At 37.0% G+C, this 20,974-nt stretch carries 20 protein-coding genes and 1 pseudogene; 15 read left to right on the top strand and 6 right to left on the bottom strand.

Annotation, left to right across the window (positions count from 1 at the left end):
* The 10 genes and pseudogenes from ltrA to IE867_RS10250 all read left to right on the top strand — a co-directional run.
* A partial coding sequence (gene ltrA, locus IE867_RS10295) for a group II intron reverse transcriptase/maturase (protein WP_192484641.1) occupies window positions 1-1,269 on the top strand: 1,269 nt, incomplete at its 5' end.
* 131 nt (window positions 1,270-1,400) lie between these two features.
* Window positions 1,401-2,195: pseudogene (locus IE867_RS10290) on the top strand (Rpn family recombination-promoting nuclease/putative transposase); the annotation flags it as partial.
* Between the two features lie 201 nt (window positions 2,196-2,396).
* Window positions 2,397-2,630: an antitoxin gene (locus IE867_RS10285; RefSeq protein WP_192484640.1), complete on the top strand. Its 234-nt coding sequence runs from the start codon at window positions 2,397-2,399 to the stop codon at window positions 2,628-2,630.
* The gene (locus tag IE867_RS10280) at window positions 2,630-3,061 is read left to right on the top strand and encodes a type II toxin-antitoxin system VapC family toxin (protein ID WP_192484639.1); all 432 of its coding nucleotides are present in this window, start codon (window positions 2,630-2,632) and stop codon (window positions 3,059-3,061) included. Before IE867_RS10285 ends, IE867_RS10280 begins: the two co-directional genes overlap by 1 nt.
* 529 nt (window positions 3,062-3,590) lie before the next feature.
* Window positions 3,591-4,316, top strand: coding sequence for a 30S ribosomal protein S2 (rpsB, locus tag IE867_RS10275; protein WP_117001591.1), 726 nt, complete (start codon window positions 3,591-3,593; stop codon window positions 4,314-4,316).
* Between the two features lie 47 nt (window positions 4,317-4,363).
* Complete coding sequence (tsf, locus tag IE867_RS10270) at window positions 4,364-5,236, top strand: translation elongation factor Ts (RefSeq protein ID WP_192484638.1); 873 nt, start codon at window positions 4,364-4,366, stop codon at window positions 5,234-5,236.
* Window positions 5,237-5,241: 5 nt separating this feature from the next.
* The gene (pyrH, locus tag IE867_RS10265; protein WP_192484637.1) at window positions 5,242-5,970 is read left to right on the top strand and encodes a UMP kinase; all 729 of its coding nucleotides are present in this window, start codon (window positions 5,242-5,244) and stop codon (window positions 5,968-5,970) included.
* A gap of 12 nt (window positions 5,971-5,982) precedes the next feature.
* The gene (gene frr / locus IE867_RS10260; protein WP_192484636.1) at window positions 5,983-6,540 is read left to right on the top strand and encodes a ribosome recycling factor; all 558 of its coding nucleotides are present in this window, start codon (window positions 5,983-5,985) and stop codon (window positions 6,538-6,540) included.
* 6 nt (window positions 6,541-6,546) lie between these two features.
* Window positions 6,547-7,287: a polyprenyl diphosphate synthase gene (gene uppS / locus IE867_RS10255; RefSeq protein WP_192484635.1), complete on the top strand. Its 741-nt coding sequence runs from the start codon at window positions 6,547-6,549 to the stop codon at window positions 7,285-7,287.
* The gene (locus tag IE867_RS10250) at window positions 7,284-8,084 is read left to right on the top strand and encodes a phosphatidate cytidylyltransferase (protein WP_192484634.1); all 801 of its coding nucleotides are present in this window, start codon (window positions 7,284-7,286) and stop codon (window positions 8,082-8,084) included. The genes uppS and IE867_RS10250 overlap by 4 nt, the downstream gene beginning before the upstream one ends.
* Window positions 8,085-8,269: 185 nt before the next feature.
* On the opposite strand, the gene IE867_RS10245 is transcribed toward IE867_RS10250, so the two are convergent.
* Genes IE867_RS10245 through lptF form a run of 6 tightly spaced genes read right to left on the bottom strand, consistent with a single transcriptional unit; the run spans window position 8,270 to window position 12,769 of the window.
* Window positions 8,270-8,701 carry a DUF1841 family protein gene (locus tag IE867_RS10245; RefSeq protein WP_192484633.1) on the bottom strand — a complete coding sequence of 144 codons (432 nt, stop codon included), beginning with the start codon at window positions 8,699-8,701 and terminating at the stop codon, window positions 8,270-8,272.
* On the bottom strand, window positions 8,698-9,336 hold the full coding sequence (gene nth, locus IE867_RS10240; protein ID WP_192484632.1) for an endonuclease III: 639 nt from the start codon (window positions 9,334-9,336) through the stop codon (window positions 8,698-8,700). The genes IE867_RS10245 and nth overlap by 4 nt, the downstream gene beginning before the upstream one ends.
* A 9-nt stretch (window positions 9,337-9,345) precedes the next feature.
* Window positions 9,346-9,969 (bottom strand): RnfABCDGE type electron transport complex subunit B, encoded by a 624-nt coding sequence (locus tag IE867_RS10235; RefSeq protein ID WP_192484631.1) that lies wholly within the window; start codon window positions 9,967-9,969, stop codon window positions 9,346-9,348.
* 52 nt (window positions 9,970-10,021) lie between these two features.
* Entirely contained in the window at window positions 10,022-10,609 is a 588-nt protein-coding gene (gene rsmD / locus IE867_RS10230) for a 16S rRNA (guanine(966)-N(2))-methyltransferase RsmD (protein ID WP_192484630.1), read from the bottom strand.
* A 4-nt stretch (window positions 10,610-10,613) separates the two neighbouring features.
* Entirely contained in the window at window positions 10,614-11,684 is a 1,071-nt protein-coding gene (gene lptG, locus IE867_RS10225; RefSeq protein WP_192484629.1) for an LPS export ABC transporter permease LptG, read from the bottom strand.
* Window positions 11,681-12,769: an LPS export ABC transporter permease LptF gene (gene lptF / locus IE867_RS10220; protein WP_192484628.1), complete on the bottom strand. Its 1,089-nt coding sequence runs from the start codon at window positions 12,767-12,769 to the stop codon at window positions 11,681-11,683. Before lptF ends, lptG begins: the two co-directional genes overlap by 4 nt.
* A 483-nt stretch (window positions 12,770-13,252) precedes the next feature.
* Here lptF and IE867_RS10215 point away from each other — a divergent pair, with 483 nt between their 5' ends.
* The 5 genes from IE867_RS10215 (at window position 13,253) to hemB (ending at window position 20,907) form a co-directional block, all read left to right on the top strand.
* Complete coding sequence (locus IE867_RS10215) at window positions 13,253-14,467, top strand: ATP-binding protein (RefSeq protein WP_192484627.1); 1,215 nt, start codon at window positions 13,253-13,255, stop codon at window positions 14,465-14,467.
* A gap of 75 nt (window positions 14,468-14,542) precedes the next feature.
* Window positions 14,543-15,535 carry a UDP-glucose 4-epimerase GalE gene (gene galE, locus IE867_RS10210; RefSeq protein WP_192484626.1) on the top strand — a complete coding sequence of 331 codons (993 nt, stop codon included), beginning with the start codon at window positions 14,543-14,545 and terminating at the stop codon, window positions 15,533-15,535.
* 309 nt (window positions 15,536-15,844) lie between these two features.
* Entirely contained in the window at window positions 15,845-19,534 is a 3,690-nt protein-coding gene (locus tag IE867_RS10205; RefSeq protein ID WP_192484625.1) for a coiled-coil domain-containing protein, read from the top strand.
* 118 nt (window positions 19,535-19,652) lie between these two features.
* Window positions 19,653-19,937, top strand: a complete 285-nt coding sequence (yhbY, locus tag IE867_RS10200; protein WP_192484624.1) for a ribosome assembly RNA-binding protein YhbY — start codon at window positions 19,653-19,655, stop codon at window positions 19,935-19,937.
* A gap of 1 nt (window position 19,938) precedes the next feature.
* Window positions 19,939-20,907, top strand: a complete 969-nt coding sequence (hemB, locus tag IE867_RS10195; protein WP_192484623.1) for a porphobilinogen synthase — start codon at window positions 19,939-19,941, stop codon at window positions 20,905-20,907.
* Window positions 20,908-20,974: the final 67 nt, after the last annotated feature.

The following is a 20,974-nucleotide window of genomic DNA, read 5'->3' as shown; positions in this document are numbered from 1 at the left end:
CATCTATTAACCAAATCTTTTCATGCAAAGCTTCTCGCGGTGCATAAGGTTACAACCAATAAAGGGAAAAACACACCAGGAGTTGACGGAATTGTTTGGAATTCAAACAAAGCCAAGACAAAAGGTTTATACTCTTTGTTGAGTAGAGGATATAAACCGAAGCCATTGAGAAGGGTTTATATTCCCAAAGCCAACGGAAAGCAAAGACCATTAGGTATTCCAACTATGAAAGATAGAGCGATGCAGGCATTATATGCTATGGCATTAGAGCCCATAGCTGAAGTAACAGCTGATGTTACTTCTTATGGATTTAGACCAAAAAGGTCGGCTAAGGATGCAATAGCACAATGTTGGCTTTGTTTACATAGACGTACTAATTCACAATGGGTTTTAGATGCGGATATAAAGGCATGCTTCGACAATATCAGTCACGACTGGTTACTCGAAAACATTCCAATGAATAAAGGAATACTAAAGAAATGGTTAACATCAGGGTACATATTTAAGGATCAATATTTTAGAACTGAAGAAGGAACTCCTCAAGGTGGTATTATTTCCCCGATTTTGGCAAATATGTGCTTAGACGGTTTGTCAAAAGAATTGAAGAGGAACACTAGTTTACAGGATAAGGTGAATTTAATACGTTACGCTGATGACTTTATTGTAACAGGGGTATCCAAAGCAACTATTGAATCTAAAGTTATACCAATTGTGAAGAACTTTCTTAAAATCAGAGGACTGAAATTATCCGAAGAGAAAACAAGAATCGTTCACATTAATGATGGTTTTAACTTTTTAGGATTCAACGTTAGGAAATATAGAGACAAGCTACTAATAAAACCAAGCAAAGAGTCAGTTAAGAATCTGTTGCATAGCATAAGATATAAACTGAAAATTGGCTTGCATACCTCGCAAGAAGGTATAGTTAATAGTCTTAATCCCAGAATACGAGGTTGGAGTTATTATTTTAGATCAGTTGTATCTAAAGAAACCTTCAGCTACGTTGACGGTATAATTTGTAAAAAACTAATTAAATGGTGTAAGAAAAAGCATCCAACAAAGAGCTACAAATGGATTAAAAATAAGTATTTTAAAACCATTGGGTTTCGTAGTTGGATATTCTCACCAAAATCTTCTGACCTACAAATCATGCTAGCTGCGAAGGTACCAATTAAGAGACATAGATTGATTATGCATAATGCAAATATCTACGATCTTAATTATGATAATTACTTTAAAGAAAGAGATGCAGGAAATATATATTGCTAGGGGAATTTAAATGTATTCTCTGATATGAGGCTTGAGCTGTATGCGGTGAAAGTCGCACGTACAGTTCTTAGGGGACGGGGAAATGGAGACATTTCCCTGTTACCCGACAGCAAAAGGAAAATAATAAGCAAAAAGAGCAGTCTGATCTAACCTTTCTTTTTAAGTTTAAGGATGGCAAACATGGTGCGACTTTTGTTCATATAGAATCGCAAACGAGTAATGATGGTAGCATTATTATTCGCACACGACATTATCAAACGGCTTACTTGTTAGACTATATAAAACGGCATAAAACCACGAAAGATTTACCCTTAGTTGTATCGATTATTTACTATGCTAATCAAAAACCATTTACACATAGTCTTGATATTAATGACTATTTCGCCAATAAGTCTCTAGCAAAAAAATATGCGTTTACCACTGAATTTATTGATCTTAACCGCTACAGTGACGAAGAGATTTTAGAGCATGGTTTTATTGCGGGATTTGAATTAATATTAAAAGCAATTAGGCAGAAAAATATTGATGGCAAGCTTGGTATTGTAGTGAACCATATCGAGGCTTACGATCATATTGCAAGGCAGGTGTTAATTCGCTATATGTCGCAATATTCGGATATGGAAACGGAAATGTTTTATGATAAGATAATAGACAGTAAACCAAGTTTAAAAGGTGATATTATGACAGTAGCACAGCAATGGGAAGATAAAGGTATACAAAAAGGAATGCAACAAGGAATGCAACAAGGAATGCAACAAGGAATGCAACAAGGAATGCAACAAGGGCGCCTGCTTGAGAAACAAGCAACTGCGCAAAATTTATTTGGAATGAATCTAACGGTAGAACAAGTTATTAAAGCCACGGGCCTTACGCGAGACATGGTTATTCAGTTGCAAAAAGAATTTAAGAAGACGTTAGGACATTAAAATGCAAGGTGATGTAGCGTCTCTGACTATTTGTCGTTAATAATCCTATGGTGAGTGTATTGATTATGCTCGTGTTACGTCCGATTCTATGAAATCGAAGACTGTCACTTAGTGAGGAGTTCTGAACGTACGTCAAAAAGATAGACAAAGACAAATGAAGGTATATACTATAAATATATACTTATTGAGCAGGTGTTTACAATGGAATCAGCTAAAGTTTTTATGATTAATAAAAGTCAAAATGTCCGAATACCTAAATCTTTTAGATTGAATGCGGATGAAGTTTTTATCGAAAGAAAGGGTGATCAACTTATTTTGACACCAAAAGACAAAGGTTGGCGTGCTTTATTTGATAGTATCAATGATATTCCCACGCCTAAATATGATGCGTTTAAAATACCAGATGATCTACCTAATAATGATGAGCTATTTTAATGTACCTACTAGATACCAATGTGATTAGTTACCTGATCAATAAAAAACAACCTTACAGCGAGCATTTAAAAATAAGATTAGCTGAACACCAACCAGCAAAAATATTTATTTCTAATCTAATCATACATGAGCTTTACTCAGGGTATCAGCGAATTAATGACAATGATCAGCTATACAAAGAAAGAGTTAAAAGTGCGATAGATCATATGATTTCAACCCTTAATATAATAGAGTATACAGGTACAGAAGTTGCCAAACTATCAGGCAAGATCATGGGAAACTTAATTGCCAAAGGGTCACAAATACAGGCAATAGATACCATGCTTGCATCTCAAGCAATCATCAATGACATGACTTTTATTTCAAATGATGCTCATTTTAAACGAATAGAAGAGCTAAAATTAGAAAACTGGTGCGTTTCAAATAACTAGATTAATTACCCTAAAATGAGAGATGAAATAAAGGGGTATGTAGTTGTAGCATCTCTGACTATTTGTCTTTAACAACCCCATGGTGAATGCATTGATTCTTTTTGCTATACTTCAGCAAGTTTTAAGTTGTTACATCCAACTTTATATGTCCCTTAACTGTGATCCAAAATATGGGAAGTATTATACAAGAAAAAATGGCATTAATTACATCAATGATTGCGGATATGATTTATTCTGAAAAGGTAAGCAATGGACACGCTACAGCTAAATGATATTTGCTTTAGTAGATGCACAAGAAATTCTGCAAAATGCTTTGCGATGGTATGGCAGAGATCATTGATTTGTGCTAGAATCCGCCTCGCATTTTGTCAGTAATATCTATCTGCAATCACTTTTGCTGTTAGTTTTTGGCTTAATGTTTATGTAAAACAACAAGAAACCACACGTTGCTCGACACGCTTTTAGGGTGCCTTTTAAAAGGGTTTAAAAGTGGGAGTAATGGCGGAATAACCCAATAATTGGAGAAAATATGTCTTTAATGAAAGAAATGTTACAAGCTGGTGTTCACTACGGTCACCAAAAGAGATTTTGGAATCCAAAAATGAGCGAATTCATTTTTGGTATTAATCACGGTATTCATATTATCAACTTAGAAAAGACAGTGCCTTTGTTTCAAGATGCTGTTAATTTCGTTGGTAAAGCCGCGTCTAAAAACGGCAAGATTTTATTCGTTGGTACTAAGCGTCAAGCACAAGAAGTGATTGCTGAAGAAGCATCACGTTGTGGTATGCCATATGTTAATCACCGTTGGTTAGGTGGTATGTTGACGAACTATAAAACAATTCGTCAATCAATTAAGCGTTTACGTGATCTTGAAAAAATGCAAGAAGACGGTACGTTTGAACGTATGACAAAGAAAGAAGCGTTACAAAACTCACGTGAAATCGAGAAGTTAGAAAAAGCGCTAGGCGGCATCAAAGAAATGGGTGGTTTGCCAGATGTTTTAGTCATTATCGATAGTAAAGAAGAGCATATCGCGATTGAAGAAGCTAAGCGCTTAGGTATTCCTGTTGTTGCTGTTGTTGATAGTAACTCAAGTCCTGATGATATTGATTATGTTATCCCTGGTAATGATGATGCAGTTAAAGCAATTCGTTTTTACTTAAGCAAATTTGCTGATGCGATTATTGATGCAAAACAAGCGTCACATATCGCAGAAGAGAAAACAGCAGACGTTTCTGAAGAAGAAGCTTAATCAATAAGTTTATATTTTAAAAGTATTAACAAGAAGGAATCTAATCAATGGCGACTATTAGCGCACAATTAGTAAAAGAGCTCCGTGAGCGCACAGGTGCGGGCATGATGGAGTGTAAAAAAGCATTAACTCAAACTGGTGGCGATATCGAAAAAGCAGTTGAAGAAATGCGTAAATCAGGTGCGGCAAAAGCAGATAAAAAAGCATCTCGTGTTGCCGCTGAAGGTGTTATCGTGATGTCACAATCTGCAAACAAAGCGGTAATTGTTGAGATCAATTCAGAGACTGACTTCGTTGCACGTGATGAGAACTTTAAGAAGTTTGCTGATGAAGTAGTTGCTGCAGTTGCTAACTCAAATGCAAAAACACTTGAAGAAGTACTTGCTTTAACTTTAGCAAATGGCCAGAGTGTCGAAGAAGCGCGTAAAAGCTTGATCGCTAAAATCGGTGAAAACATCAATGTACGTCGTATCGATGCACTTGAAGGTGAAACGGTTGGCGTTTACAGTCATGGTGGTCGTATTGGTGTGATCGTTGCAATGAATGGTGGTAATGAAGACTTAGCAAAAGATGTTGCTATGCATATTGCTGCTTCAAACCCAATTGTTGTATCACAAGATCAAGTGCCAGAAGAGATCGTTGCGAAAGAGAAAGAGATATTTGTCGCTCAAGCACGTGAAAGTGGCAAGCCTGATGAGATTATCGAGAAGATGATCACAGGGCGCATTCGCAAGTTCTTGGATGAGCAAAGCTTAGTTGGTCAACCGTTTGTTAAAAACCCTGATCAAAAAGTTTCAGATCTATTGAAAGCAAATAATGCAACAGTAACTGGCTTTATTCGTTTTGGTGTTGGTGAAGGCATCGAAAAAGAAGAGACTGACTTCGCAGCTGAAGTGATGAGCCAAGTTCAAGGAGCATAATTACTATGTCACACCTGACACTGAAGCGTGTTTTAATCAAATTAAGCGGTGAGACGCTATCAACGGATGGCTTTGGTATCCAAGTATCAGCGGCTCAAGATGTTGTAAATGATATAAAAGAAGCATTAAGTACAGGTGTGCAATTGGCTATAGTCATCGGCGGAGGCAATATCCTAAGAGGTGGTCGTGCAGGTGGTCGTGCTAATTTTCAAAACCAAATTGAAAGAAGTACGGCTGATACCATGGGTATGCTTGCGACGATGATTAATGCATTGGCGTTATCAGATATACTAACGCACGCAGGTATTGACAATGAAGTGTTATCCTCACGTGGCATTGATGGTGTGCTAGAGTGCACCAATCCAAAACGTGCAAAACGTTATTTAAATGAAGGCAAAGTGGTGATTTTTGCGGGTGGCACAGGCAATCCTTTTGTGACAACTGATACCACGGCAACACTTCGTGCCATTGAAATTGATGCAGATGCCATTTTAAAAGTAACGACTGTCGATGGTGTTTATGATAAAGATCCAAATAAACATAAAGATGCAGTTAAATTTGATATGTTGAGTTTTAATGAAACACTCAAACGTGAATTGGCAGTAATGGATTTGGGTTCGTTTGTACAGGCACGTGATTTTAATGTCCCTATTTGTGTATTTAATGTAAATAATTCAGGTGCGCTATTACGTGTGCTTCAAGGCAAAAAAGAAGGTACTTGGGTTAGAGACTAGGAGAAATTCATTATGATTAAAGAGATTTTAGCGGATGCTAAAGACCGTATGGAAAAAAGTTTAGAGAATTTACGTCATGATTTAGCAAAGATCAGAACAGGGCGTGCTCACCCTGACTTGTTGGCACATGTGACGATTGATTACTATGGCATTGATACACCAATTGCACAAGCTGCTAATATTACGGTTTTGGATGCGCGCACGTTGGGTATTACGCCATGGGAAAAGGGCTTGTCTTCTAAAATCGAAAAAGCAATTTTGATGTCGGATCTAGGACTTAATCCAGCGAACATGGGTGATAGCTTACGTATTCCAATGCCAGCATTAAATGAAGAGCGTCGCAAAGAGATGGTTAAATTAGTGCGTGGTGAAGCAGAAAAAGGGCGTGTGGCGATTCGTAATATTCGTCGTGATGCGAATTCTGATATCAAAGACTTATTAAAAGAGAAAGAAATCTCTGAAGATGAAGCAAAAAAAGGCGAAGAAAACATTCAAAAATTGACCAATGACATGATCGCAAAGGCAGATGTCATCGTTCAAGAAAAAGAACAAGATTTAATGGAAATCTAGTGCTATATGCCAAATGATAACATGCCCAAGCATGTTGCGATTATCATGGATGGTAATGGGCGTTGGGCAAAAAAGAGACTTTTCCCACGTACAGCAGGGCATAAAGCTGCAGTTAAAAGCGTGCGTGCTACGATTGAATTCGCTGTTGAGAAAAACATTCAAATATTAACACTTTTTGCTTTTGGGCGTGAGAACTGGTTGCGACCACAAGAGGAAGTCAACACGTTGATGACGCTATTTTCAGAAGTGCTTGTGAATGAAGTAGCGATGATGCAGGATAACAATGTGCGATTACATGTTGTTGGTGATCGTAGCCGTCTATCTAATGAGGTTATTCACAATATCAGCAACGCTGAAAAAGAAACAGCGCATTGTAGCGGACTGAAATTGAATGTTGCGATTGATTATAGTGGTCAATGGGAAGTGTTAACTGCTGCTAAAAAACTATTACAACAACTGCAAAGTGGCGTATTGAAGGCTGATGAAATTGATCAAATTAGCGAAGAAAATTTTAATGCATGCTTGATTAAAGAAATTCAAACGCCTGTTGATTTATTGATTCGTACCAGTGGTGAAAAACGGATTAGCAATTTTATGATTTGGCAGTTGTCATATGCTGAGTTATACTTTTGCGACAAGTATTGGCCTGATTTTTCAAAGAAAGATTTTAAGTTGGCGCTAGATGAATATCAAAAGCGTACAAGACGCTTTGGCAAAACGGATGAGCAAATGAAGGGGAAAGTGTGAAGGAAAGAATCATTACTGGAGTTATCTTAGGTCTTATCGTGCTATGGGCGATTTTTCGCTTAAGTGATACGATTTTTGATACGGCAGTGGCAATTATCTTATTGTTTGCTGCATGGGAGTGGGCTGCTTTTGCTAATGCAAAAACATTGCCTAAACGCATCCTTTACTTGGTTGTGACGCTTGTTTTAATTTATCTGTCGCAATTTTTTAGATTGCCTGTGTTGGTATTATCCTGTGTTTTCTGGGTTTTTGCGTTTTACTTAATTCTACGCTATCCAAAGATCAAGTTTAATGCGTTATCTAATGGCTTGCGCTATCTCATCGGTTTTTTTGTGATTGTACCGCTATGGGTGTCAATCTCGTTATTGCATCAACAAAAACCATCATTTCTATTACTAATGATGTTGGTCGTGACACTTGCTGATAGTGGTGCTTATTTTGTAGGGCGTCAATATGGCAAGAAGAAATTGGCATCTGTGATTAGCCCTAAGAAAACGATAGAAGGCTTAGTGGGAGGTGTGATATTTGGTGGGCTTGCAGGTGTTGTTTGTGCGCTTATTATTAGTCACAGTCGTTATGAGCAAACCATTTTAATTATCCTATCTTTTGTGATTGTGCTAATCGCACTATTGGGTGATCTTTTTGAAAGTATGATCAAACGCGAATGCGGTGTTAAAGACAGTGGTAAGATCTTGCCAGGGCATGGTGGTGTTTTAGATCGCATGGATAGTTTGTTTTCAAGCCTGCCGGTGTTTGTTTTAGTATTGTTAGCATTTGGACTGTTGAGCTTGCATTAAAGCCCTATATTTTCATCAAGAAATTAGGCTATGACCATATTCCTGTCCACTTTGACTATGTAAGCGTTGGCTGAGCATAAGTCGAAGCCGCTATGAGCGTGTGCTTTTCTCAAGCTTACCCACTTCGACTGATGCTCAGTGCATCGCTTTGACTTACGCTAGTGCTTGTGGGTAAGTATTTAGTGTTAGCCAGAAATTAATAATTGTAATTGGGCGAGATAGTTTGACTCATCAGGTGGCACATGATGCTTTTGCGCGCTCCAGATCGATTCTGCTAGATGATCCATCATCATATGCTGCACTTTATGTTCATCATGCTGTTGCTGGCAAAGCTGTTGGTAAATCTGATGGATACCATAAGGGCGATTAGTAACAACTTGTTCAATTAAGCCCATGTGTAGCCCCATATGTAGAAATGGGTTGGTTTCACCGATTTCTGGCGGGAAGTCTTTGTCTAGATTATCTAGGTTTGACAGATAATGATGATACTCAGGATGATGCTCGATAATACGTGTAATTTGCGTTTCAAGGTCAGTTAATGGCTGCTTAGTTAAATACTTATGCCAACTGTCAAAGTATAGCTTTCTCAGTTCTAATCGATCGGAACTAAAAATCATAAATAGGCTTCTTTTTGTTTGAATTCACATAAATCATAAATGGGACATGTGCCACATTTTGGCTTTTTTGCAGTGCAGATATAGCGACCATGTAAAATAAGCCAATGGTGGGCATCTTTTAAAAACTGTTTGGGAATAACCTTAAGTAAATGCATCTCGACTTCATCAACATTTTTGCCAGGGGCTAAATTGATGCGATTGGCAATGCGAAAAATATGCGTATCAACTGCCATAGTCAACTCACCAAAAGCTGTATTTAACACAACATTTGCGGTTTTGCGTCCTACACCAGGTAATGCTTCTAAAGATTTGCGATCACGAGGCACAAGGCTATTATGTTTTTCAATCAATAGCTGACAGGTTTTAATCACGTTTTTGGCTTTTGTTTTATATAAACCAATCGATTGAATATATTCCATAAGGCGTGCTTCACCCAGTGCAAATATAGCTTCAGGGGTATTAGCAACCGGATAAAGCTTATCAGTGGCTTTGTTAACACTAACATCCGTGGCTTGCGCTGATAAGATCACAGCAATCAGAAGCTCAAAGTCTGAGCTGTAATTTAGCTCAGTTGTTGGATTAGGGTTGTTGCTCTGCCAGATCTCAAAAATTTTTTGACGCTTTGCTTTGTTCATGAGTGTCAATTAATCCATTTTTTTCTTGGCTTTAAAGTTTGCTAAAGCTTGTTCAATATATGCTTTCTTATCAATGTTCATATTACTTAAGCGAATATTTTGTTGATGTTTTTTGGTCTCATTTTCTTTTTGCAGTTTAAGACGTATTGTACGTTTATTATGCTTATTACGATAGTGCGCTTTTTGTGCTTCATATTGGATATTAGTTAATGTATGAGGTTGTTCCTCTAAAGGGAGCTCATGCATTTCAATGCAATCCATAGGGCACGGTTCAACACACAGATCACATCCGGTGCATTCTTCATTAATCACCGTATGCATTAATTTTTTAGCGCCCATAATGGCATCGACAGGACAAGCTAAAATGCATTTAGTGCAGCCAATACACAGATCTTCATTAATCCATGCAACTTTCTTTGGCGAATGCGTACCACAGCTTTTATCAAGGGCTAATTTTTCTCGTTGTAATAATTTTGCCAATGCATCTGCACCTTGTTGGCCACCTGGTGGGCAGCGATTGTGCTTCTCACCATTGGTGATGGCTTTGGCATAATCATAGCAATCTTGATAGCCGCATTTAGTGCATTGAGTTTGTGGTAAAAGCGAATCGATAGCGTCAATGGATACAATCATTGGAGTATTAAATTATTTCATTCATCTGATAAGTTGGGCATTGTAGCACAAATCATGGTTTTTGTAACAAGCATGCAGAGACTGCGCCTTGCTTAGTTTGTTTGAGTACAGTGAAGTGTGACAGTGATGGCGGTAGGTTGTTACTTGCGTATTCAGTATAAATAACGCAATCATTATCAATATTGATATTGTTAAGGATGCTAGAGAGTGACTGCTCCAATAAATTACTACTAAATGGTGGGTCAAGGAAAATGACATTATAGTTATCGCAAGTTTTAAGATAAGCTAAAACATCTCTTTGATAGATAGCGGCATTGTCGATAGCGAGTTTGTTTTTATTATTGTTCAAATGCTTTATTGCCTGAGCGTTAAGCTCAAAGAAGTCACAAGATCTTGCCAATCGTGATAGGGCTTCAAAGCCTAGCATGCCACTGCCTGCGAAAGCATCAAGACAGTTTGCGTCAACAACATAAGGCATAAGCCAATTAAATAGTGTCTCACGCAAGCGATCTGAAGTTGGGCGTAGAGTAGAGTTGTTTTCGCCACTAAATTCAATCTGGCGTGATTTGTACTTACCAGCAATAATGCGTACTTTGCTTAATGATGCTTTATTAGCGTGTGTTTTAGAAAGAGGGCGCATTGTCTTATTCTCGCATTTTCCAGAATAAGAAGCCCAAAATAATCAAAAAGATAAAGCTTGGAATAGCCGCACCCCAAAAGCCTGAGAGATTATAAACAAGACTAAAGGGACCAAAGGTTTGGTTAATAATATAGAAGCTAAAGCCAAAGAGCATGCCGATGATAAACTTATACCCCAAGGCTGATGAGCGCATCGACCCTAAAGAGAAGGGTACTGCAATCAACATTAAAATAACCAGTGAGAGTGGTTGAAAGAAAGTCTGCCAAAATTTAAGCCAAATGCGATTGGCACTTTGCTGACCTTCTTTGTTAACCTTGATATAGTCAATCAGCTCGCTTAAATTAAGATAATCAGTATTAGAGGTAATGATCTTAAGTAAAAAGGGTGGTAATAAGTTGTTCCAGTATTGTTGTTTATCATGGTAAACAATGCTGCTATCTTTGCCAATTTGTGTGCTTGAAACATCATTAACTTGCCATTGTTTATTAGTAAATAATGCATTATCAGCATGATCAATTGCCGTGAGCTGGTTGTTGTCGATGGTATATTTGGTGATGTCTTTAAGTTTACCGTTAGTATCGTTTTTACCAACATGGATAAAGGCGTTGCCTTCACGAATCCATAAGGTTTGCGTATCATACAATACCAATGCTTCATTGCCACCGGTGGCAAGTGTTTTGTTAATCGTTGCCTTTTTTTGGAAATATGGTGCAATGTAGGCGCCAGTTAAAAATGTTAAAAATGCTAAACCAAAAGCAGCTAAAAGTACGCCTTTGGCAATTTGTGTGATCGATTGACCTGAAGCGCGCATGACGATCAATTCACTATTATTGGCTAAAAGCCCCAAGCCCATAAGGCCTCCCAATAAAGCGCAAACAGGCATGATCAGGTAAATGTTCGCAGGCACCTCATAAAGAACGTACAAAAAGGCAGCTAGTGCGGTAAAGTTGCCTTTGCCAATGTCACCGGCTTGTGCAATATAGGTGAATAAAAAGAAAATGGCAGTTAATGCCAGAATCATAATAAAAGATGTGTACAAAACGGTTGAGGCAACATATAAGGTTAAGCGTTTCATGCGTTGACCTCTTTGGTTTTCTCTTCAAAGATACGACCATTATATTGTTTAAGTATTAAAAGCATAATACCGGCAAAGACAATATGTACCCACCAAAGTCCAAGCCAACTTGGGATATTGCCATCATTAAGCCATGATTTCGATAAAGACAGGAGGTTAAAATAAAGAATAAACACAATCAGGGCTGGAATGATTTTACTGTAGCGGCTTTGGCGTGGACGCATTTTACACATCGCTAATGCGATGAGTGAAGAGATGAGTATTGCTAAAGGAAAGCTTAGTCGCCATTGCAGCTCAGCCTGATAGCGTGGTTCATTGCTATTGATTAGCTCTGAAGTAGGAACAGATTCGATCGAGTTGTTGTAGCCGACACTAACCTTGGTTGGGATAAATTGCGTCGCTTCAGTGAAATGGCCTTTTTGCACTTCGGCAACACCGGGTTTTGCATCATAGAAATAGCCGTTTTTAAGTACTAAATATTGATTGCCATCAGGTCTGGTTTCGGCATAGCCAGTAGGTGCTGTGATAATCGTGCTGCCATTGTTGGGTTTTTGCTGATAAATGAAAATGTCATGCAAAGTACCATCAGGATCGGTTGACTTGGTATAAACAACCTGCTTTCCATCACTAAAGGGTGTGATTTTCCCCGGTTGAATAAAGCTTAACAGCGAGCTTTTGGTTGTTGTCTTTTGTACCAGAAAGTAATTCTGATCCATTTTCGGTAAAACCAATAACGTTAAAATAAGCTCTATCGCAAAGAGGCTTAATGCTGGGATCATGATGAATTTTAATAAGCGAAACCAACTTGTGCCACAGGCAAAGGTAACCGTTAGTTCGTTATTAGCAAACATCTTGCCATAAACAATCAAAATGGCAAAGAAAAAGGCGATTGGCAGTAAATAGGCAATATATTTGGGCAACATGACTGAGATCATTTTAAAAACAGCATCAGCTTCTATATTCCCGCCAGAGACGATCGATAGGTAACGCACAAACATGTTGCTGATGACAATCAACAGTAGGATAAGAATAATCGCCATCGTCATATTCACAAGCTCGCGATTAAGATAACGTAATAAAATCAAAATTTATCCTCTATAAATCTATATAACTAACTGGAGTGACGCATTTTTTCTATTTCAACACCCCGCTTAGCAAGCTTAAGCCCCCTCTTGCAAAGAGGGGAATATAAAATCACCTTTGCCTAATTCCCCTCTTTGCAAGAGGGGTGGCAGCCAAAGGCTGACGGGGTGTTTATAAAATCATAGTTTTTTCTAAAATGTGAAACTTCAGTAACTAACTAAAAATCTAAGTTAATCAACTCAATACTAAAAATTTAGTGTATTTTACACGAATATGTCAGAAAATCAGTGTTTTTGTCAGCTATTTTAAAGAAGTTGCATATGCTGCGGGAAGGCATTTGGCAATTTAACTTTAGTGGTAAATGTTGGAATGTGATCCAGTTTTTTTGTCAATAATTTGGATTGAACTCTAGTTTTTTTGTTATTTTACATATATATTGTTGATTTAAGTCGTGTTTTATTATATTTTTTGTAGAGTTTGATCTAATGATTGATTTTTTATGGCAGACACATCATCGCTTGGTTGGTAATGTGCAAACTAAATATAAACGCTTTATTTATCCTCAGTTAGATAGTGCTAGCCGGCTTGTTGGGATTATTGGTGCGCGAGGTGTTGGTAAAACCACATTGCTGTTGCAACATATACGTTTAAATGAGTCGTTGCATAAAAACTCGTTTTATTTTTCTGCCGATAATCTCTACTTTAATGAAAATACTTTACTGTCTGTCATTGATCAAAGTTATCATCAAGCAAATATTCGACATTTTTATATTGATGAGATACATAAATATCCTAACTGGAACCAAGAACTTAAAAATATACATGATTCTTATCCGGATATTAAAGTATTTTTTTCAGGGAGTTCAAGCATAGATCTCGTAACAGGCAGTTACGATTTGTCACGTCGAGCCCATTTATTATCTTTACCAGGGCTATCATTTCGTGAGTATTTAAACTTTATTCAGGAGCTTGACTATCCTGCGATTGATTTTGATGATTTAGTGAATAATCATCAAGAGGTTGCAAGAAAGTTATCTTCTATTCCATTGTTACTTGAGCGTTTTAAACAGTATTTGCTTTATGGATATTATCCTACTGTATTTGAGCTTGGCCAGGCAATATTATATGACACTTTGCAAACAGTAGTAGAAAAAACAATTTATGAAGATATTGCTTTTCACTTTAATTTAAAGACGAGCTCCTTACTTCACTTTAAGCGAATGTTAAATTTTTTGGCAAGTTCTCCGCCTGCTAAAGTAAAAAGCAACACCTTTGCAACACGATTAGGCATTGACAATAAGACAGTTGATAATTATTTACAAATATTAGAGAAAGCTCACTTGATTAAGAAGCTTTATGCCAGTGGCTCAGGTTCACAGGTCTTATCCAAGCCAGATAAGCTTTATCTGGATAATACAACTTTACTGGCAATGATTAACACATTATTATCGACTAATTTGGATATAGGTGTATTACGTGAGTTAGCTTTCCTGCAGTTTGTTCAAGGAGCGAAACTCCACGCGTATTACCCTAAAGTTGGTGACTTTCAGGTTAAGGAGTTTACCTTTGAAATTGGCGGGAAAAACAAGACTGGCAGCCAATTAACTATGCTTAAAAATAATAAATATTTAGTCAAAGACGATCTAAGTGTGGGGTATGCTAATAGTATTCCATTGTATTTATTTGGTTTTTTATATTAACTTCTGATTGGCGTTATTTTGTTAATTTGTTAGATTAGCGGCATTAAAAGATAAAGTGATATCAATAAGGTAAAAATGATTCTAATAACTGGCGGTACTGGTTTTATCGGCTCACATACGGTGGTTGAGTTTTTAACGGCAGGCTTAGATGTTGTTATTTTGGATAATCTTTATAACAGTAGTGATGATATCATTAAACGCATTGAAAAAATCACCGCTAAAAAGCCCATATTTGTTAAAGGTGACATACGTGATGAGTTCGTATTGCAGAAGGTTTTCAGTCAATACGATATCAAGATGGTGATCCATTTTGCCGCATTAAAAGCCGTGGGTGAGAGTGTTTTAAAACCATTGGAGTATTATGATAATAACGTTGCAGGTACGCTAAATTTATTAAAAGTTATGCAGCAACATAATGTCAAAAGCTTTGTGTTTAGCTCATCAGCTACAGTTTATGGCAATCCGGCAGAAATTCCGATCACTGAGCGTTGTCCCATTGGCACACCAACCAATCCTTATGGTGTCTCTAAAGTCATGGTCGAGAAGATACTAAAAAATTTAGCATTTGCTGATAATGAATGGTCGATTGCAATACTCAGATATTTTAACCCCGTGGGTGCGCATAAAAGTGGTTTAATTGGTGAATTGCCTAATGGTGTGCCAAATAACTTATTGCCTTATTTAACACAGGTGGTTAGTGGTAAGCTGGCAAAGCTATCTGTCTTTGGTAATGATTATAATACGCCTGATGGCACAGGGGTGCGTGATTATATCCATGTGGTTGATTTGGCATTAGGGCATCTAAAAGCATATGAGTATATTAAGGATCAAAAAGGTTGCCATATTTGGAACTTAGGTACGGGCAATGGTTATTCGGTGCTTGAGGTCATTGATGCATTTGAAAAAGCCACAGGAGAGAAGGTTCCCTTTGAGATAAAGCCACGACGTGCTGGTGATATTGATGAGTGTTGGGCAGATTGCTCAAAAGCAAAAAATGAGCTTAATTGGCAAGCGACACGCGATATTAACGAAATGATGATCGATAGTTGGCGCTGGCAGTGCAGTTAGGTGCCATATAAAGTTGGGCGCAACAAAATTGAGTCTGTTTTCGTGTAAAAAATGTTCTGCTGAACTTTCTTCAGTTTTATTAAGCAGTAAGCTTAATAATCAGGCAGATTAAAGTAGATACTGAAAGACTCTCTTTGTTTAGGTTTAGTGGTTTTCAATATACGATCTGATTAACGGGTAAATTGGTAGAGCCGAGCTTATGCTCAGTGTATTAATTATTTTTCTTAATTGATATTCATATTTGGACTTGGAGTCGCTATACTCCTGTAAAAGCTACCTTTAGACAATTAAACGATAAGGTTTTATATTATGCCAATAAAAACAGGAAGCTTAACTGATAAACATATTCATTTTCAGGGCTTAGGAGTAGTAAATTTAGCATTGTTAGCTAAGTTACTGCATAAACTTAAGCAGGAAAATGAGAGTTTCAACTTAGAGATCAGCGTAACTGATCCAAGATTTGAATATCTTCAAGAGGACTCCACTCAGTATCTTGAATTTAAAGGTGCGAATGACCTAAGATCAAGAAGAAATATTTTTCGCTTCAATAAAAGCTATTTTGAAGGCATGCTCACATCTATTGGAATATCTGATATTCAAAAAACTATTGATGAACATAATATTCACACTATTGTAGCAAAAGATTTTGATAAAAGATTTCAATTGCAGAATGATCAATTCTTTGACAAAAATGAGGATGTTTATGAAATTGAAATAGGTGACTTACAACGACTTTTCACGAGCAAAATTAATGAATACCTTGTGGGGAAACAATTGTCTATTGTTAGTGATACTGCTTTAAGTAATATATATGATGAAAAAATAGTACTAGAAGCGACGGGCAATGATGACACCGATATCCAGAAATCATTAATTGAGCAAGTTAGTCAAGAAGATGCAATATATCCACAAAACTCTCATTATGTAAAACAAACTCATGGGGTATCAACTTTTACAATTGATGCCTTGCGTTCAGCATCTTTGCTAGAAGATCAAAAAGTTATTGATCAGACAAAATGGCAACAGAGGCTTAAAGACTTGGGATGGGCACTTATCAGACCGCCACAGTATCGTTTTTTCACGGCCAGTCCAAATGATGAAAATAAAACAAGCCATCATACATGGTATATAGGCTCTGAGATCCCAGAGAGTATTAGAGAAGATAAAAAGAAGATAAACGAATGGAATGAAACCATATTATCACTATTATTTGAAGACGGTAAAACGCTACAGAATAATGAAGTCACATTCAAGAATGCCTTAGAGCAAGATCATGTATTAAAAAAAGAGTTAACACGCACCGATACATCAGGGCAAAGCTTTAACTCAGACCGTCGAGATAAATTAAATACTCATATTGAAACTGATGGACAAATTAAAACAATCATCCTAGGCGATAAACTTTACGCACCTCACTATCAAACAGGCTCTGGCGCTAAAGTTGGTATCGATATTGCTGACCATGTGGTAGCGCAGCTAACTAGCAATCATGCTTTTAATGATGATGAAGTAATTGGGCGTACAGCTAGCAAAGTGGATCAAAATAGAGAGGTAGTTGCAATATACTACCGTGTTTTAGCTAATACTTCATTGCACTATTTAGCTGGTGAAGAAGGTGCAAAAACATGGAATAAGTTAAAAAATAATGATGCAACTAAAGAAGAACTTGTTGATGCGCTTAAGAGCATTTTTCCTGAAAGAGAGGCAGAATCACTTAATGAATTGAGTCGAGAACAATTATTCAAGCTTAGAAATCGCTACTTCTTTGGCGAAAACCTCAAAATTTATAGCTTACCTGAGCTTAAGGTTCTTGATTTAATCAGTCTATTTTTAGCAAGTCTTGATAAAAAAGAAAGAGATAATATATTAGATAATTACTGCCATGAAACGATTAAAAAATACTATAGAGATAATGAGTTTGTATTGCTATTAAAAGAAAGAGGTTTATCCGATTCAATAGAAGAAATATTTTTAGCAAAGTTGCGTCTTAATTACGAGAAAAGCAAAGAAATTCTAAGTAATCAAGCACTTACTAAGGAGCAAGTCTTTAATCAACTTTTCGACCTCGCAACATCTGTCGATACTAACGCAATGAATGCTTCCCACGTCATATCAAATAATCCCGAGCCGGAGGGATTATTTAATAAATTAAAATCTGCTCTGAGTGTCCTTGGCACTGACGATAATGAAATTCGTAAAGCCTACAACGAATTTGTAAGTGGTAAGCGTACTAAAGGTCAGTTAAATAGGTATGCGATAGAACAATTAAAAAAACTAGAAAACCAGTTATGGAATAATTTATTAAACATGCTACAAGAGCATAATGTAAAAGATGCGGAAATACTAGTAATTGCTAAGTCTAGTGAAACATACAACCCAAACAATGTATCACTTGGTAACGATTGCTTGGAGCAGGCTATGAAACAGATATTTAATGCTGATTTTGATACCCACGCCCAGCAAAATATTAAATTTACTGGGCAATTAAGTATTAATGTCTTGTCCGTAGCTGGGGTCGATACCCTTGCTGTCAAAAGATATGAATCTTACAGTCATTTTAAAAGTGAGATAAACAATTTAGACAAAACAAAAAAACACTTGCTTTTAAAATCTTCAAATAATCAAGGACACTATGCTGCATTAGAGTACGATCAAAATCAACAACAATGGGCAATAGTATCTGGTAACATGAAGTATTTACCAAATGATGAAACATATAACGATAATGGTCCAAGCGGCAAAGAATACTGGGACTCATTCCTCTCTCAAGCCAATAAAAATGAAATAACACTTCTAGAATACAAGTATCTTGATGGACGTCAAGACAGGATTGAAAAGAGTATTAATTACTCTCGGACAACAGCGCCGAATCCAGATGGTTCTGAATCATTCATGCGAGCTGAGGATGGATTTGCAACATATAATGATAGTGTAGACGGGGATATACAACCACAATCTCATAATCAACTAGATTTAACAGAAGAACAAAAGCAAATATTAATAAATTTAATTACTTTTGCTCAAGATAATATAAACGATTCAATGCCTGAGCTGAATACTTTTCAAGAGAGCTTGCAAGACACTTTGAATAATCTCTTGGAGGACAATTTCACTCAAAGAGATCAAACAAGACTAAAAGAATTTATGGCAAAAGTTAACGATGCCATTAAATCCAATAACGTAGATATTAATAATGCTGATAGACTTATCAATGAACATAAAAAGAAAATTCAGAATCTTGAGGCAGTCAGCAAAATAATTCAAAACGATATTCGGGAGCTAACAAATAATCAGGCTAACCTCCAGCAACAGTTCGAATCTAATCAGACAGATCTACAGGAAAAGCACAAAACGCTCGCTGACCTTGATACAGAACTTAAGAATAACCAAAAACTTCAAGATCAAACAAACGATGAATTAATAAATGTAACAGATAAGGTTGAACAAGCTCAAACTGTCCTAGATCAACTTGAAGCTGAGTTGAAAAGAAAACAACAAGAATATAAAAAATTAAATTTTATCAAAAAATTATGGTCTCGATTTACAAGCAAGGATAACTACAAGGCTCACCAAGCATATCAAGCTCTTCAACAAGGAACAGTAGATAAATTAAAAAACAACCAATATAGAACTGAAATAGAAGCTATAAAAGAGGCTGAAACAATAGCTCTAGAAAATAAAAGAGAAGCTGAACAGAAAAAAACGCAGCAAGACCAGAAAGTTACTAACTTGTTCAATAAGTATGGTTCTATTAATGGCCAATATCAGGAGTTACAAAAAGAAGCTGAAAAGTTACAAAATGAGTTAACGTGGTGTGATGACAGTATAAATGAGCAAAAAACATGCCTAAATCAACAAAAGGTTAGTATCAACGAACTAAGGGGAAAAGAGCAAAAAGAAAATGAGCTGATGCCAAAGTATCAACAAAAAATTAATATATTTGAAGAGCTCCGCAATCAATATAATCAAGCTAATCTTTCGCCATCCAGAAGCTACTAAATGGCAGCCTCTAAGACCATTTCATCTTTATTGTCACACAAAATTTCTATCATTAACTCAGCAAATCAGTGTACAATTATCGGCGTTTGCAAGACCATGATAATATTTAGAGGAAAATATGGCATTAACATCACAACAACGTCAACAGCTAAAGGCGCAAGCACATAGTTTAAATCCAGTGGTTATGCTTGGGGATAAGGGGTTAACGGAGAATGTGTTAACTGAGATTGATTTAGCATTAACAGCGCATGAGCTCATTAAAGTTAAAATCGCAGGCGCTGAAAAAGAAGTGCGTCAAGCAACGACAGAGGAAATTTGTCAGAAGAGCAAATGTGAGTTAGTGCAATTAATTGGCAATATCTCGATATTATATCGCAAGAAGCCAAAGAAAAAAGGGGCATAAGATGGGGTTTTTCCCGGTGACACGTCCAAGAAGATTGCGCCGCACTGAAGTGTTACGAGAGCATATTGCTGAGACACGTTTACATATGAGTGATTTGATGTACCCAGTATTTGTCGTCCATGGTGAGAGCATCAAGCGCGAAATTACGGCAATGCCAAATCAGTATCACTGGTCACTTGATCGATTACCTGAGTTGATTGATGAGATAAAAAAAGCGGGTATTTTATCGATTATGTTATTTGGTATTCCAGCGAGTAAAGATAAATACGCCTCAGAAAACTACGCTGATGATGGTATTGTGCAGCAAGCAATTGCTAAGATCAAAGCGCTTCATCCACAATTGATTATTGCAACAGATGTTTGTTTGTGTGCATACACCGAAGATGGGCATTGCGGTATCGTGCATAATGATGAGATTGATAATGATCAGACCTTAGAAATATTGCAAAAAACAGCGGTTTCACACGCCAAAGCAGGCGTTGATATCGTGGCACCCAGTGGTATGATGGATGGTATGATTCAGGCGATGCGTTATGCTTTGGATCAAGAAGATTACGCTGAAGTTGCGATTATGTCTTATGCGGTGAAATATGCTTCAAGTTTTTATGGACCCTTTAGAAGTGCGTGTGACTCAACGCCAAAGGGTGATAGAAAGTCTTATCAAATGGATTATCGCAATAAAAAAGAAGCACTTAAAGAAGCACAGATGGATGAAGATGAGGGTGCTGATTTTTTAATGATTAAACCTGCTTTAAGCTACTTGGATATTATTCAAGATGTGAAAGATAATAGCACTTTACCGATCGCGGCATATCATGTCAGTGGTGAGTATGCGATGATTAAAGCCGCAGCTGAAAAAGACTGGATTGATGAAAAAGGTGTTACCCTTGAATCCTTAACAGCGATAAAGCGCGCGGGTGCCAAAATTATTCTTAGCTATAGCGCATTGGACGTTGCTAAGTGGTTATAACTAAAATGATTACCCAATAATGCTAGCGTATCCTGAACAAAGTCGAAGCGCTGCACTGAGCATCAGT

Source organism: Cysteiniphilum marinum (genome assembly GCF_014857925.1).
Lineage (GTDB): Bacteria > Pseudomonadota > Gammaproteobacteria > Francisellales > Francisellaceae > Caedibacter > Caedibacter marinus.
This window is presented reverse-complemented; position numbering and strand designations above follow the sequence as displayed.

Bases quoted from the DNA above. Each gene is read 5' to 3' on its own strand.
- IE867_RS10235 (WP_192484631.1), bottom strand. From the start codon at position 9,969: ATGATTGTATCCATTGACGCTATCGATTCGCTTTTACCACAAACTCAA.
- IE867_RS10245 (WP_192484633.1), bottom strand. From the start codon at position 8,701: ATGATTTTTAGTTCCGATCGATTAGAACTGAGAAAGCTATACTTTGAC.
- hemB (WP_192484623.1), top strand. From the start codon at position 19,939: ATGGGGTTTTTCCCGGTGACACGTCCAAGAAGATTGCGCCGCACTGAA.
- nth (WP_192484632.1), bottom strand. From the start codon at position 9,336: ATGAACAAAGCAAAGCGTCAAAAAATTTTTGAGATCTGGCAGAGCAAC.
- uppS (WP_192484635.1), top strand. From the start codon at position 6,547: ATGCCAAATGATAACATGCCCAAGCATGTTGCGATTATCATGGATGGT.
- frr (WP_192484636.1), top strand. From the start codon at position 5,983: ATGATTAAAGAGATTTTAGCGGATGCTAAAGACCGTATGGAAAAAAGT.
- rsmD (WP_192484630.1), bottom strand. From the start codon at position 10,609: ATGCGCCCTCTTTCTAAAACACACGCTAATAAAGCATCATTAAGCAAA.
- lptG (WP_192484629.1), bottom strand. From the start codon at position 11,684: ATGAAACGCTTAACCTTATATGTTGCCTCAACCGTTTTGTACACATCT.
- IE867_RS10205 (WP_192484625.1), top strand. From the start codon at position 15,845: ATGCCAATAAAAACAGGAAGCTTAACTGATAAACATATTCATTTTCAG.
- IE867_RS10215 (WP_192484627.1), top strand. From the start codon at position 13,253: ATGATTGATTTTTTATGGCAGACACATCATCGCTTGGTTGGTAATGTG.
- rpsB (WP_117001591.1), top strand. From the start codon at position 3,591: ATGTCTTTAATGAAAGAAATGTTACAAGCTGGTGTTCACTACGGTCAC.
- IE867_RS10285 (WP_192484640.1), top strand. From the start codon at position 2,397: ATGGAATCAGCTAAAGTTTTTATGATTAATAAAAGTCAAAATGTCCGA.
- pyrH (WP_192484637.1), top strand. From the start codon at position 5,242: ATGTCACACCTGACACTGAAGCGTGTTTTAATCAAATTAAGCGGTGAG.
- yhbY (WP_192484624.1), top strand. From the start codon at position 19,653: ATGGCATTAACATCACAACAACGTCAACAGCTAAAGGCGCAAGCACAT.
- galE (WP_192484626.1), top strand. From the start codon at position 14,543: ATGATTCTAATAACTGGCGGTACTGGTTTTATCGGCTCACATACGGTG.
- IE867_RS10280 (WP_192484639.1), top strand. From the start codon at position 2,630: ATGTACCTACTAGATACCAATGTGATTAGTTACCTGATCAATAAAAAA.
- tsf (WP_192484638.1), top strand. From the start codon at position 4,364: ATGGCGACTATTAGCGCACAATTAGTAAAAGAGCTCCGTGAGCGCACA.